The organism is Kitasatospora sp. NPDC004723 (assembly GCF_040609255.1).
Taxonomy (GTDB): domain Bacteria; phylum Actinomycetota; class Actinomycetes; order Streptomycetales; family Streptomycetaceae; genus Kitasatospora.
Genome location: NZ_JBEXJT010000003.1, coordinates 173,128 through 186,277, shown reverse-complemented (window position 1 = coordinate 186,277; position 13,150 = coordinate 173,128). Strand labels below are relative to the sequence as shown.

Genomic DNA, 13,150 nt, shown 5'->3' with positions numbered 1-13,150 from the left:
CCCGATGACCCACAACGACGTGGCTCGCCGGACGGCACCCGAGATGCCCGCCCGCAGCCTGACCCCGCGCACCCCGGCCTGTGACACCGACCAGGCCGGCTTCACCGAGCCGGCCCAGCGCGCCCTCGTCCGGACACTGCCGCTGCGCCTGCTGCATCGCGACGGCGAGGGCGGCCGGTGAGCGGACTCCTGCCCGGTGACCCCGCCGCCGCGATCGGCGGCGAGGCCACCCCCCGTGCGCTCTGCGTGCTGGCGCCGAACCCGTCCCCGATGACGCTGGACGGCACCAACACCTGGCTGCTCTCCGAGCCGGGCTCGGACCTCGCGGTGGTGATCGACCCGGGCCCGCTGCACGAGGGCCACCTGCGCCGAGTGATCGAGACCGCCGAGCAGCGGGGCCAGCGGGTGGCGCTCACCCTGCTGACCCACGGGCACGCCGACCACTCCGAGGGCGCGGCCCGGTTCGCCGAGCTGACCGGCACCGAGGTCCGCGCACTGGACCCGGCGCACCGGCTCGGCTCCGAGGGCCTCACGCACGGCCAGCGCCTGGACGTCGGCGGGCTCGACCTCCGGGTGGTCGGCACGCCCGGCCACACCTCGGACTCGCTGACCTTCCACCTGCCCGCCGACGGCGCCGTGCTGACCGGCGACACCGTGCTCGGCCGCGGCACCACGATGGTCGCCCACCCGGACGGCCGGCTCGGCGACTACCTGGACTCGCTGCGCCACCTGCACACCATGGCCGCCGAGCACGGCGTGCGGACGGTGCTGCCCGGCCACGGGCCGGTGCTCGCGGACGCGCTCGGCGCGGTGGACTACTACTTGGCGCACCGGGCGGGCCGGCTCGCCCAGGTGGAGACGGCGGTGGAGGCCGGCTGCCGTACGGCCGCCGAGGTGGTGGCCCGGGTGTACGCGGACGTGGACCGCGCGCTGTGGCCGGCCGCCGAACTCTCGGTCCGCGCCCAGCTCCAGTACCTCCGGGAGCACGGGCTGATCCCCGACTGACGGCCGGGCAGGCTGCCCGAGGCGGCGCGAGAGCGGGCATGAGGCCGCGCAGGCAGCGCGAAGGGCCCGTACGCCGGAGCGTACGGGCCCTTTCCGCAAGCGGTGCGCGGCTGTCGGCCCGCGGTCACCGGGACCGGCGGGAGAGCCGCTCGACGTCCAGCAGGACGACCGCGCGGGCCTCCAGCTTCAGCCAGCCGCGGCCGGCGAAGTCGGCGAGCGCCTTGTTGACCGTCTCGCGGGAGGCGCCGACCAGCTGGGCCAGCTCTTCCTGGGTGAGGTCGTGCGCGACGTGGATGCCCTCCTCGGACTGCACGCCGAAGCGGCGGGAGAGGTCCAGCAGGGCCTTGGCGACGCGCCCGGGCACGTCGGAGAAGACCAGGTCGGACATCACGTCGTTGGTCCGGCGCAGGCGGCGGGCGATGGCGCGCAGCAGGGCGATCGAGACCTCGGGGCGGGCGTGCAGCCAGGGCTGGAGGTCGCCGTGGCCGAGGCCGAGCAGCTTGACCTCGGTCAGCGCGCTCGCGGTGGCGGTGCGCGGGCCCGGGTCGAACAGCGAGAGTTCGCCGATCATCTCGCTGGGGCCGAGGACGGCGAGCATGTTCTCGCGGCCGTCCGGCGAGGCGCGGTGCAGCTTGACCTTGCCCTCGGCGACGACGTACAGCCGGTCGCCCGGGTCGCCCTCGTGGAACAGCGACTCGCCGCGGGCGAGCGTCACCTCGGTCATGGAAGCGCGCAGCTCGCCGGCCTGTTCGTCGTCGAGTGCCGCGAAGAGTGCGGCGCGCCGCAGAACGTCGTCCACGTGCTTCCTCCTTCTCGGCCGGCCGGCCGTCAAGCCCTCCGGCACAAGTTCGTACAGTGCTCTGCATCACCAAGCATGGCGCATGTCGCTCCGATCATATGAGGAGGGGGTGCGCCGAGGTGTGCTGCGCGGGGCCATTCGTACCGCCGGAACCTTCCCGCTGACCGCCCGAACCGGCAGGTCAGCCGGTCAGTGGGGCGCCGTGGTTCAGTCCCGATCGGTCAAGTTGTGAAACAAGACCGATCAAGCCAGGTCAGGCAAGGTCAGGATGGGTCGGGCCCGGTCAGGCTCGGCCGGTCCGGGCCTGGGGGCGCGTGGACGGGCGCGTGGACGGGGTGTGCGAGCGGGCGCGTCAGACCTGCGACGGCGTTGGCAGGTCGGCGAGCGCCGTCGGTTGCCCCGCACCGGGGGCCGGCAGCCCGAGCAGTCGCCGCATCGCCCGCCGGGCGCGGTCGGCGGCGCCGCGGTCGCCGTACAGCCGGCGGGCGTGGTTGAGCGCGAGCACCTGGCCGGTCAGCTCGAAGACGGTCTGCTCGGGCTCCGTGTCGGCGGGCAGCTGCCCGGCGGTGACCGCCAGCTCGACCTGGCGGCGCACCCTCCGCTGCCAGATCGCGTTGCGCGCCGCCACCGCCGAGCGGACCGGCCCGGGCTCCCGGTCGTCGAACTCGGCGGTCACCGTGGTGAAGAAGCAGCCGCCGGGCAGCAGATCGCGCTCCAGGTAGGACACCCAGGCCTCGCACTGGGCGAGCAGCAGCGGCAGACCCGGCGCGGCCCCGGCCGCCTCCGAGCGTTGCACCACCTCGCGGGCGAACAGTGCGACCGCCTCGTCGACGACGGCCAGCTGCAGGCTCTCCTTGGTGCCGAAGTGGCCCAGGACGCCGGACTTGCTCATCGACAGGTCGGTGGCGAGCCTGCCGATGGTCAGGCCCTCCAGTCCCTCGACCGAGGCGAGGTCCAGGCCGCGGGCCAGGATCGAGGCGCGGGTCCGGCGGGTGTCGGCGGCGGATCGTCTGGGGCTCACCGCGCCAGTCTAGCGAGTGCCGGCCCTTTAGCGTCCGACCGTTCGGACGCTATAGTCCGGCGTGATGACGCCCCCTCACCGATCCGCTTCCCGAGGAGCAGCCATGCCGGGTTCCCGCATCGTCGCGCTGGGCCACCACCAGCCCGCGAAGGTCCTGACCAACCACGACCTGGCCCGGCTGGTCGACACCAGTGACGAGTGGATCCGGCAGCGCACCGGCATCGTGACCCGCCGCATCGCCGAGAACGAGACCGTCACCGACCTCGCCGCCTCCGCCGCCGGCAAGGCGCTGGCCGCCGCCGGACTGGCCCCCGGGGAGATCGACCTGGTGGTGGTCGCGACCTGCACCGCGATGGACCGCTGCCCGAGCATCGGCACCCAGGTCGCAGGCCGGCTGGGCATCCCGGCGGCCGTCGGCTTCGACGTCAACAACGGCTGCGCCGGTTTCTGCACCGCGCTGGCCACCGCCGACCACGCCGTCCGGGCCGGCGCCGCCCGGTACGCGCTGGTCGTCGGCGCGGAGCGGATGAGCGATGTCACCGACTGGACGGACCGCTCCACCTGCGTCCTGCTCGGCGACGGCGCGGGCGCCGCGATCCTCGGCCCGGACACCGCGACCGCCGGCCGCCCCGGCGTCGGGCCGGTGGTCTGGGGCTCCGACCCGACGAAGGGTCACGCCGTCCGGCTGGACGACGGCTGGCAGCCGCGGTTCCGCCAGGAGGGCCAGACCGTCTACCGCTGGGCGACCACCACGCTGGCCCCGATCGCCGAGGAGGCCTGCCGCCGGGCCGGTCTGACCCCCGCCGACCTGGGCGCGGTCGTCACCCACCAGGCCAACCTGCGGATCATCGAGGCGCTGGTCGACCGCCTCGGCGCCACCGGTGCGGTGGTGGCCCGCGACGTCGTCGAGTCCGGCAACACCTCGGCCGCCTCCGTCCCGCTCGCCCTCGCCAAGCTCGTCGAGCGCGGCGAGGTGCCCACCGGGGCCCCCGCCCTGCTGCTCGGCTTCGGCGGCGGCCTCTCCTGGGCCGGCCAGGTCGTCAGCTGCCCCTGAGCCGCCGCCTGTCCCCGGGCCGTCACCTGCCGACGACGGGTGCCGGCCCGGCGCGCGGCGGGCGGAGGGGGCGCGGGCCCGGCCGATCCGCCGCAGGAGCGCGGCCGTCCGGCGTAGCCTTCACGCATGGCAGAGAGCAAGGTCCGGAAGACCGCGTCTGCGGGGAAGCCGGTCGGGAAGACGGTCAGGGTGCGCAAGCCCGAATCACGGCTGGCGATGGTGCGGCGGGCCCGGAGGATCAACCGGGAGCTGGCGGAGCTGTACCCGTACGCGCACCCGGAGCTGGACTTCGACAACCCCTTCCAGCTGCTGGTGGCCACCGTGCTGTCGGCGCAGACCACCGACCTCCGGGTGAACCAGACCACGCCGGCGCTGTTCGCGAAGTACCCGGCACCGGAGGACATGGCGGCGGCGAACCCGGCCGAGCTCGAGGAGATCATCCGGCCCACCGGCTTCTTCCGGAACAAGGCGAAGTCGCTGATCGGCCTGTCGATCGCGCTGCGCGACGAGTTCGACGGGGAGGTCCCCGGCCGGCTGGCCGACCTGGTCACCCTGCCCGGCGTCGGCCGCAAGACCGCCAACGTCGTCCTCGGCAACGCTTTCGGAGTCCCTGGAATCACGGTGGACACCCACTTCGGGCGGCTGGCCCGTCGGTTCGGGTGGACCACCGAGGAGGACCCGGTCAAGGTCGAGGCGGCGGTCGCGGAGATCTTCCCGAAGTCCGAGTGGACGATGCTCTCGCACCGGGTGGTCTTCCACGGCCGGCGCATCTGCCACTCCCAGAAGCCGGCCTGCGGAGCCTGCCCGATCGCACCGCTCTGCCCCGCCTACGGGGAGGGCGAGACCGATCCGGAGAAGGCGAAGAAGCTGCTGAAGTACGAGCTGGGCGGCCACCCGGGCCAGCGGCTGCGGCCGCCCGCCGACTTCCCGGGCGAGGTCGGCGCCCGCGCGGACGCCGCCGCGCACCACGGTGAGGTCGCCGACCTGGCGGTGTCCGAGTGAGCGGGCGCGGGGCGCCGCAGGTCGAGCGGGACGGGCTGCCGGCCTGGCTGGAGCCGGTCCGGGAGGCCGCGGAGCGGGTGCTGCCCGAGCAGCTGAGCCGCTTCCTGCCGCCGTCCGAGGGCGGCCGGGCCGCCGCCGTGCTGATGCTCTTCGGCGAGGGGGTGGCCGGGCCGGACCTGCTGCTCATCGAACGGGCCCGCTCACTGCGCTCGCACGCCGGTCAGCCGTCCTTCCCGGGCGGCGCGCTCGACCCGGAGGACGGCGACCCGACGGGGGCCGGGCCGGTGGCGGCGGCGCTGCGCGAGGCCTGGGAGGAGACCGGCCTGGACCCGGACGGCGTGCAGGTCTTCGCGACGCTGCCCGCGCTCTACATCCCGGTCAGCCGGTTCGTGGTGACGCCGGTGCTCGGCTGGTGGCGCGAGGAGTCACCGGTCCGCCCGGTGGACCTGGGGGAGACCGGCGCGGTCTTCCGGGTGCCGATCGCCGAGCTGACCGACCCGGCCAACCGGGCCCGGCTGCGGCACCCGTCCGGCCACCTGGGGCCGGCCTTCGCGGTCGGCGGACGGCTGGTCTGGGGCTTCACCGCCGGGGTGATCGACCGGGTGCTGCACCACGGCGGGCTGGAGCGGCCGTGGGACGCCGGCCGGGTCGTCGACCTCTCGGACGAGGCGCTGGCACTGGTGCAGGGCGATCTGGAACGGTCCCGCGCGGCGCTCGGCCGCGACCCCGGGACACCGTGAACCACGGGGCGGCGGGCGGGGCCGGCCCCCGCACGGTCCCGGCCGGATTCGGCGTTAGCCCACTCGGGCGGACGGTCCGTCGTGGGAGGGTGTCCGGGTGAACGTCCTGGATGTGCTGTTGATCGCCGCCGCCCTCGGATTCGCCGTCTCGGGCTACCGGCAGGGCTTCGTGGTCGGCGTGCTGTCGGTCCTCGGCTTCCTGGGCGGCGGCCTGCTCGCCGTCCAGCTGCTGCCGCTGCTGCTCGACCACCTCAGCCCCGGGACGACCGCCTCGGTGATCGCCGTGGTGGTGGTGATCGTGCTGGCGGCGACCGGCCAGGCGATCACCACGCACTTCGGCTGGAAGCTGCGCGGCCACATCGACCGCCGCCCGGCCCGGGCCCTGGACGCCGCGGGCGGCGCCGTGGTCAACGTGATCTCGATGCTGCTGGTGGCCTGGCTGATCGGCTCGGCGCTCGCCGGGACGTCCCTGCCGACCGTCTCCAAGCAGGTCCGCACCTCGGCCGTGCTGGGCGGCGTCCAGGACACGCTGCCGGCCGACGCGCCCAACTGGTTCTCGGACTTTTCCAAGGTGCTCGCCCGCAACGGCTTCCCGCAGGTGTTCAACCCCTTCGAGCACGAGCCGATCACCCAGGTCGACATCCCCGACCCGGCGCTGGCCGCCAGCCCGGCGGTGGCCAAGGCACGGCAGAGCCTGGTCAAGGTGGTCGGCACCGCCACCGCCTGCGGCAAGACGCTCGAGGGCAGCGGCTTCGTCTACGCCCCGCACCGGGTGATGACCAACGCCCACGTGGTCGGCGGCGTCGACGAGCCGACCGTGCAGGTCGGCGGCGTCGGCCAGCTGTACGACGCGACGGTGGTCAGCTACGACTGGCAGCGCGACATCGCCGTCCTCGACGTGCCCAAGCTGAACGCGCCGGCGCTCACCTTCGCGGGCGAGGCGAAGACCAACGACAGCGCCATCGTCGCGGGCTTCCCCGAGAACGGCGCCTTCAACGTCCAGCCGGCCCGCATCCGTGGCCGGATCCAGGCGAACGGTCCGGACATCTACCACCGCGGCCAGGTCGTCCGCGACGTCTACTCGGTGCGCTCGCTGGTCCGCCAGGGCAACAGCGGCGGGCCGCTGCTCACGCCGGACGGCCAGGTGTACGGGATGGTGTTCGCGAAGTCGCTGGACAGTGCGGACACCGGGTACGTGCTGACCGCCGCGGAGGTTCGCCAGGACGCCGAGCAGGGGACTGCGGCGACGGGGCGGGTGGACACCCAGGGCTGCGCGCTCTGATCCACGGCGATCGGTGCTGATCCACGGCGATCGGTGCTGATCCGCGGCGGCCGGTGCCGGTGCCGGTGCCGGTGCCGGTGCGGGTCGGCCGGTGCCGGTGCGCGCTGATCCCGGTCAGGTGTCCCGGCGGAGCCGGGCGCCCACCCAGCGGGCGCGGCGGCCGAGGATGTGCGGGATGCCGAGCTGGCGCTGCGCCGTACGCGGGTGGCCGCCCGCGCCGTCGAAGCCGGTGTCGTAGCCGCCGTCGTAACCGCGGTCGTCCGCCCACTCGGGACGGTGGGCGGAACGCTGCGGGCTGTTGCTGTGCTGTCGGCCGCGCGGGGCGCTGCCGCGATCGGGCATCCAGGTCATACCGCAATGGATGCCCCTGGGCCGACGGGGGTAACCGCCCGGCGGGGCACCAACGTGGCCTATGCGTTTGTCATATGAACGTCACATCAAGGGAGTTGGGACCTTCGGCCCTGTTCGCCCATCCGGGGGCCGGGACCCTCGCCCCGTGTCCTTTCCCGGTTCGGGGCCGTTGATCATCAAGCCCCTTCCGGCACTCGCGGACCTCAGTCCCTGTGCCGGCCGATCCAGTCCAGCAGCTCGGCGGTGAACTGCTCCGGCGCCTCCTCGTGCGGGAAGTGCCCGACCCCCGGCATCAGCCGCCAGCGGTACGGCGCGGCCACGTACTCGCCGCCGCCCAGCGCGGTGTGCGACAGCAGCACCGGGTCCGCCGCGCCCTGGACGTGCAGGGTGGGGGCGGTGATCGGCTTCTTCATCCGGCGGGCGAACTGGATGCCGTCCGGGCGGGCCATCGAGCGCAGCAGCCAGCGGTAGGGCTCGATCGAGCAGTGCGCGGTGCTGGGGATCTGGATCGCCCGCCGGTAGGCGGCGACCGCCGTGCGGTCCAGCTGGGTACGGCCGGTCCAGGCGTCCAGGTAGCGGCCGACCAGCTCGGCGTCGTCCGCCACCAGTCGGCGCTCCGGTATCCACGGCCGCTGGAAGCCCAGCACGTGCTCGAAGGCGGCCAGCTGCTTGCGGTCGGTCAGCAGCGCCCGGCGGAGGTCGCGGGGGTGCGCGGCGGAGACCGCGGTGAGGCTCTGGATCACCGAGGGCCGCATCACGGCCGCCACCCAGGCCAGCGTGCCGCCGGAGGCGTGGCCGACCAGGTGCGCCCGGTCCTCGCCGAGGGAGCGGATCACCCCGGTGATGTCCAGCGCGAGGTTGCCGGGGTCGTAGCCGCGCGGGGTGCGGTCGCTGCCGCCGATGCCGCGCAGGTCGACGGCGACGGCCCGGTAGCCCGCCGCGGCCAGCGCGGTCAGCTGGTGGCGCCAGGCCCACCAGTACTCGGGCCAGCCGTGCACCAGCAGGACCAGCGGGCCCTCACCGAGCTCGGCGATGTGGAACCGCGCGCCGTTGGCGGCGAGGTCGCGGTGGATCCACGGCCCGGCCTGCCGGACGTCCCAGGCGGCCGGGGGCGTGCCCGGGGCGTCGCCGGGGGCGGTGAGGCCGGAGCTGTCGGACGGCTGCGCGGGCACGGGCTTCTGGTCGAGCGACATACCGAGAGCGTGTCACATCCGCGCGCCGTACACGCGCCCGGCACTCGCACTCGGACCCTTCCGGCCCGGCGCGTACCGGACGCGCTTCCCTGGCGCTCCCGTGGCGCTCCGGTGGCGCCTCCCTGGCGCGTGCCGACCGGGCCCCGACGCGGTGGCCGGCCCGGCATCGGGCGGGACAGCGGGCTGGGAAGCGACGCACGGGGTGGGCCTACGGGGAGGGCGTACGGGGAGGGCTTACGGGATGCGGCCCAGGGCGCGGTCGATCTCCTCCTTGGTGGCGGGACGCGGCCGGGCGTTCTTGAGGACGTCGGCGGTCTTCTGCGCACCCTCGATGGTGCGGACCGGCTTCTCGATCTTCTTGAACGAACGCAGCGCCAGCAGGCCCAGCAGCACGGCCAGCAGCAGGTACGCGCCGGCCACGATGAGGAACGACCAACCGAGTGACAGGCCCAGCGCGTGGATGCCGAACGCGGCGGCGGCGCTCAGCATCGGGACGGCGGCCAGCGCGACCACACCGGCGACGCCCAGCGAGACGCCGCCGGAGACGCCGCGCTTGACGTCGGCGCGGATCTCGGCCTTGGCGAGCGCGATCTCGTCGTGGACCAGGGCGGACAGGTCGGCGGTGGCCGCGGCGAACAGCTGCCCCACCGAACGCTCGCCCTCGTAGGGCGCCCGGCCGTTGCTGGACGGGTCTGCGGCTCCTGCGGGCATCAGCGGTACTCCTCTTCGGTGGACTGTCGACAGCTCAGAATCATGCCCCTACCGGACGAGCGGACACCACTCCGGGGCCCCGCCGGGGGGACGTGTCCGGCCGGCGGGCCGCTCAGCGGGCTCCGTCGGCGCCCTCATCGGCCCTTCCGCCGGTCTCTTCGCCGGCCCTTCCGCCGACCGGGCGGGCCGGGCCCGCGTCCGGCTGCCCAGCGTCCGGCTGCCGGGCCCGTTCGGCCATGCGGCGCTGCCAGGCCGGGTCGTCCAGCTGGTAGACGTCGGGGATGCCGTCGCCGTCGAGGTCGCGGTCCTCCTCCTCGCACAGCTCGCGGTAGTGCCGGTTGCGCAGCTTCAGCAGCACGGTGGCGATCAGCGCGCATATCAGCGAGCCCACCAGGACGGCCGCCTTGGCCCGGTCGGCGAGTGCCGGGTCGTCCGGGAAGGCCAGTTCGCCGATCAGCAGCGAGACGGTGAAGCCGATGCCGGCCAGGACCGAGACGGCGAACAGGTCGGCCCACTTGAGCTGCGGGTTCAGCTCGGCCCGGGTGAAGCGGGCGGCCAGCCGGGTGCCGCCGTACACGCCCACGGTCTTGCCGACCAGCAGGCCGACCATGATGCCGATCGGGGCGGCCTGGGTGAACACCTCGCGCAGCGCCGGACCGGAGATCGCCACCCCGGCCGCGAACAGGGCGAAGACCGGCACCGCCAGCCCGGCGGAGAGCGGGCGGACCAGGTGCTCGATGTGCTCGCCGGGGGACTGCTTCTCGTCGCCCTCCCGGTGGCAGCGGAGCATCAGGCCCATCGCGACGCCCGCCACCGTGGCGTGCACCCCGCTCTCGTGCATCAGCGCCCAGACCACGAAGGCGAGCGGGACGAACAGGTACCAGCCGTGCACCCCGCGCCGGTGCAGGAACCAGAACAGCGCGAGGCCGACGATGGCCAGCCCGAGCGCCCAGAACTTGATGCCGGAACTGTAGAAGACCGCGATGATCAGGATCGCGATCAGGTCGTCCACCACCGCGAGGGTGAGCAGGAAGGCGCGCAGTGCGGAGGGCAGGTGGCTGCCGACCACGGCCAGCACACCGAGCGCGAAGGCGATGTCGGTGGCGGTGGGGACGGCCCAGCCGCTCGGGTGACCGCCGGGGCCCGCGTTGATGAGCGCGTACAGGATGGCGGGCAGCGCGACACCGCAGACGGCGGCTACGACGGGGAGCAGCGCCGCACTGGGGGTGCGCAGCTCGCCCGCCACGAACTCGCGTTTGAGCTCGATGCCGGCGACGAAGAAGAAGATCGTCAGCAGCCCGTCCTTGGCCCAGGTGCCCAGGGTGAGGTCGAGGTGCAGGGGGGCGGAGGGGCCGACGGTGTGGTTCAGCACGGACTGGTACGCGTCCGGCCAGACATTGGCCCAGATCAGTGCCACGAGCGCGGCGGTGAGCAGCAGGATTCCGCCCACGGTCTCGGTGCGCAGGGCGTCGGCGAGGTAGTTGCGCTCGGGGAGGGACAGTCGGCCGAGGAACTGGCGTCGTCGGGTCGTCGTCGGCTCGTGAACGGGCGGCTGGCTGGCCACGCGCGGCCTCCTGGGGGCGAGGGGACGGTGTGTGGATGCACCGGTGGTGCATCGCCGACCAGACTTCCCGGCTCGCCCTGTGACGCGGACCTTGTGGATCATGTGGATCGTGCAGGTCTTGTCGCGTCCTTAGCAGTCTAGCGTGACGACAAAGGGGAATCCGGATTGTCCTAATTAAGGACTTAATCCCTCTTTGCCTCGCTGTGCACCTGTTCGTGCGCGGTCCGGGGAGGGCCTTCCGTCCGGACATGCCGGTGCCCCGGGCGGTCACGACCACCCGGGGCACCGGCACGCATGCGTCACACGCGTCTCACCGCACGGTTCAGCTCTCGCTGTCCGCCGCCGGAAGCTGGGCCTGGATGAGGTTCATCACCGAGGAGTCGGCCAGCGTGGTGGTGTCGCCGACCTCGCGGCCCTCGGCGATGTCGCGCAGCAGGCGGCGCATGATCTTGCCGGAGCGGGTCTTCGGCAGCTCGCCGACCACCTTGATCTGCTTCGGCTTGGCGATCGGACCGAGCGTGCGGCCGACGTGCGCCCGCAGTTCCTCGACCAGCTCGGGGCTGTCGGTGGCGTTGCCGCGCAGGATCACGAAGGCGACGATCGCCTGGCCGGTGGTGGCGTCGGTGGCGCCGACCACCGCGGACTCGGCCACCGCCGGGTGCCCGACCAGGGCCGACTCGACCTCGGTGGTCGAGATGTTGTGGCCGGAGACCAGCATGACGTCGTCGACCCGGCCGAGCAGCCAGATGTCGCCGTCCTCGTCCTTCTTGGCACCGTCACCGGCGAAGTAGCGGCCCTCGAAGCGCGACCAGTAGGTGTCGATGTAGCGCTGGTCGTCGCCCCAGATGGTGCGCAGCATGGACGGCCACGGCTCGGTGAGCACCAGGTAGCCGCCGGAGCCGTTCGGGACCTCGACGGCGTTGTCGTCGACCACGGTGGCCGCGATGCCCGGCAGCGCGCGCTGGGCCGAGCCCGGCTTGGTCTCGGTGACGCCCGGCAGCGGGCTGATCATGATCGCGCCGGTCTCGGTCTGCCACCAGGTGTCCACGATCGGGGCCTTGCCGGCGCCGATGTGCTCGCGGTACCAGATCCAGGCCTCGGGGTTGATCGGCTCGCCGACGCTGCCCAGCACCCGCAGCGAGGACAGGTCGAACTTCGCGGGGATGTCGTCGCCCCACTTCATGAAGGTGCGGATCGCCGTCGGCGCGGTGTAGAGGATCGTCACGCCGTACTTCTGGACGATCTCCCAGAACCGGCCCTGGTGCGGGGTGTCCGGGGTGCCCTCGTAGATGACCTGGGTGGCGCCGTTGGAGAGCGGGCCGTAGACGATGTACGAGTGGCCGGTGACCCAGCCGATGTCGGCGGTGCACCAGTAGACGTCGGACTCCGGCTTGAGGTCGAAGACCGCGTGGTGGGTGTAGCTGGCCTGGGTGAGGTAGCCGCCCGAGGTGTGCAGGATGCCCTTGGGCTTCCCGGTGGTGCCCGAGGTGTAGAGGATGAAGAGCGGGTGCTCGGCGTCGTGCGCCTCGGGGGTGTGCTCGGTGGACTGGCGCGCGGTGGCCTCGTGCCACCAGACGTCGCGGCCCTCGGTCCAGGCGATGTCCTGGCCGGTGCGGCGCACGACCAGGACGTGCTCGACGCCGTCGACCTTGGTCAGCGCCTCGTCGATGGCCGGCTTGAGGGCGGACGGCTTGCCACGCCGGTAGCCGCCGTCGGCGGTGATGACCAGCTTGGCCTGGGCGTCCTGGATGCGGGAGGCCACGGCGTCGGCGGAGAAGCCGCCGAAGACCACCGAGTGGGTGGCGCCGATCCGGGCGCAGGCGAGGATCGCGACGACGGCCTCGGCGATCATCGGCAGGTAGATCGCGACCCGGTCGCCCTTGGCGACACCGAGCTCCAGCAGCGCGTTGGCGGCCTGCGAGACCTCGTCCTTGAGCTGCGCGTAGGTGATCGAGCGGCCGTCGCCGGGCTCGCCCTCGAAGTGGATGGCGACGCGGTCGCCGTTGCCGGCCTCGACGTGCCGGTCGACGCAGTTGTAGGCCACGTTGAGCTTGCCGTCGGCGAACCACTTGGCGAACGGCGGGTTGGACCAGTCGAGGGTCTGGGTGGGCTCGACGGCCCAGTCGAGGCGGCGGGCCTGCTCGGCCCAGAAACCGAGGCGGTCCTCGGAGGCCTGTGCGTACGCGGCCGCGGTGACGTTGGCGGCTGCGGCGAGCTCTGCCGGCGGGGCGAAGCGCCGCTCCTCCTTGAGCAGGTTGGCCAGGCTCTCGTTGCTCAACGCGCACTCCTCATGAGTCATGATCGGGGTCGTTTCCCGTGCGTGGGGATTGTCCCGTGTGTCCCAGCGCACAGCTCACCAGGCGAAGAGGTCAGTTGACAAGAGGCTCCGGATAATTGGTGTAGACCTTTGACCGGAGGTCGAACGGCC

Annotated in this window: 13 protein-coding genes; 6 read left to right on the top strand and 7 right to left on the bottom strand. The window is 73.3% G+C overall.

Going from position 1 to position 13,150, the window contains the following annotated elements; genetic code table 11:
- The first annotated feature begins 4 nt into the window (after nt 1–4).
- Both ABZW10_RS05530 and ABZW10_RS05525 read left to right on the top strand, forming a co-directional pair.
- Entirely contained in the window at nt 5–181 is a 177-nt protein-coding gene (locus tag ABZW10_RS05530) for a hypothetical protein (protein ID WP_355360353.1), read from the top strand.
- Nucleotides 178–1,005 (top strand): MBL fold metallo-hydrolase, encoded by an 828-nt coding sequence (locus ABZW10_RS05525; protein WP_355360350.1) that lies wholly within the window; start codon nt 178–180, stop codon nt 1,003–1,005. The genes ABZW10_RS05530 and ABZW10_RS05525 overlap by 4 nt, the downstream gene beginning before the upstream one ends.
- Nucleotides 1,006–1,129: 124 nt before the next feature.
- Here the strand turns inward: ABZW10_RS05525 and ABZW10_RS05520 are convergent, their stop codons facing one another.
- Nucleotides 1,130–1,804, bottom strand: coding sequence for a Crp/Fnr family transcriptional regulator (locus ABZW10_RS05520; RefSeq protein ID WP_030288117.1), 675 nt, complete (start codon nt 1,802–1,804; stop codon nt 1,130–1,132).
- Between the two features lie 352 nt (nt 1,805–2,156).
- Nucleotides 2,157–2,825 (bottom strand): TetR/AcrR family transcriptional regulator, encoded by a 669-nt coding sequence (locus tag ABZW10_RS05515; protein WP_355360347.1) that lies wholly within the window; start codon nt 2,823–2,825, stop codon nt 2,157–2,159.
- A gap of 103 nt (nt 2,826–2,928) precedes the next feature.
- On the opposite strand from ABZW10_RS05515, the gene ABZW10_RS05510 reads away from it, so the two are divergent.
- The 4 genes from ABZW10_RS05510 to ABZW10_RS05495 all read left to right on the top strand — a co-directional run bounded on the left by ABZW10_RS05510 (nt 2,929) and on the right by ABZW10_RS05495 (nt 6,903).
- On the top strand, nt 2,929–3,879 hold the full coding sequence (locus ABZW10_RS05510; RefSeq protein WP_355360344.1) for a beta-ketoacyl-ACP synthase III: 951 nt from the start codon (nt 2,929–2,931) through the stop codon (nt 3,877–3,879).
- A gap of 126 nt (nt 3,880–4,005) precedes the next feature.
- Nucleotides 4,006–4,881 carry an endonuclease III gene (gene nth / locus ABZW10_RS05505; protein ID WP_355360341.1) on the top strand — a complete coding sequence of 292 codons (876 nt, stop codon included), beginning with the start codon at nt 4,006–4,008 and terminating at the stop codon, nt 4,879–4,881.
- Complete coding sequence (locus ABZW10_RS05500; RefSeq protein WP_355360338.1) at nt 4,878–5,621, top strand: CoA pyrophosphatase; 744 nt, start codon at nt 4,878–4,880, stop codon at nt 5,619–5,621. Before nth ends, ABZW10_RS05500 begins: the two co-directional genes overlap by 4 nt.
- A 97-nt stretch (nt 5,622–5,718) precedes the next feature.
- On the top strand, nt 5,719–6,903 hold the full coding sequence (locus tag ABZW10_RS05495; RefSeq protein ID WP_355360335.1) for a MarP family serine protease: 1,185 nt from the start codon (nt 5,719–5,721) through the stop codon (nt 6,901–6,903).
- 114 nt (nt 6,904–7,017) lie between these two features.
- Here the strand turns inward: ABZW10_RS05495 and ABZW10_RS05490 are convergent, their stop codons facing one another.
- From ABZW10_RS05490 to acs, 5 genes are all read right to left on the bottom strand, one after another.
- Nucleotides 7,018–7,254 (bottom strand): hypothetical protein, encoded by a 237-nt coding sequence (locus ABZW10_RS05490; protein ID WP_355360332.1) that lies wholly within the window; start codon nt 7,252–7,254, stop codon nt 7,018–7,020.
- 203 nt (nt 7,255–7,457) lie between these two features.
- Entirely contained in the window at nt 7,458–8,447 is a 990-nt protein-coding gene (locus ABZW10_RS05485) for an alpha/beta hydrolase (RefSeq protein ID WP_355360329.1), read from the bottom strand.
- A 234-nt stretch (nt 8,448–8,681) separates the two neighbouring features.
- A complete protein-coding gene (locus tag ABZW10_RS05480) occupies nt 8,682–9,158 on the bottom strand; it encodes a phage holin family protein (RefSeq protein WP_350558600.1) in 477 nt (158 codons plus the stop codon).
- Nucleotides 9,159–9,270: 112 nt separating this feature from the next.
- The gene (gene nhaA, locus ABZW10_RS05475; protein WP_355360325.1) at nt 9,271–10,722 is read right to left on the bottom strand and encodes a Na+/H+ antiporter NhaA; all 1,452 of its coding nucleotides are present in this window, start codon (nt 10,720–10,722) and stop codon (nt 9,271–9,273) included.
- A gap of 322 nt (nt 10,723–11,044) precedes the next feature.
- Nucleotides 11,045–13,021, bottom strand: a complete 1,977-nt coding sequence (acs, locus tag ABZW10_RS05470; RefSeq protein WP_355360322.1) for an acetate--CoA ligase — start codon at nt 13,019–13,021, stop codon at nt 11,045–11,047.
- Nucleotides 13,022–13,150: the final 129 nt, after the last annotated feature.

Coding starts and splice junctions, on each gene's coding strand:
- acs (WP_355360322.1), bottom strand. CDS start 13,021: ATGACTCATGAGGAGTGCGCGTTGAGCAACGAGAGCCTGGCCAACCTG.
- nth (WP_355360341.1), top strand. CDS start 4,006: ATGGCAGAGAGCAAGGTCCGGAAGACCGCGTCTGCGGGGAAGCCGGTC.
- ABZW10_RS05480 (WP_350558600.1), bottom strand. CDS start 9,158: ATGCCCGCAGGAGCCGCAGACCCGTCCAGCAACGGCCGGGCGCCCTAC.
- ABZW10_RS05510 (WP_355360344.1), top strand. CDS start 2,929: ATGCCGGGTTCCCGCATCGTCGCGCTGGGCCACCACCAGCCCGCGAAG.
- ABZW10_RS05530 (WP_355360353.1), top strand. CDS start 5: ATGACCCACAACGACGTGGCTCGCCGGACGGCACCCGAGATGCCCGCC.
- ABZW10_RS05485 (WP_355360329.1), bottom strand. CDS start 8,447: ATGTCGCTCGACCAGAAGCCCGTGCCCGCGCAGCCGTCCGACAGCTCC.
- ABZW10_RS05490 (WP_355360332.1), bottom strand. CDS start 7,254: ATGACCTGGATGCCCGATCGCGGCAGCGCCCCGCGCGGCCGACAGCAC.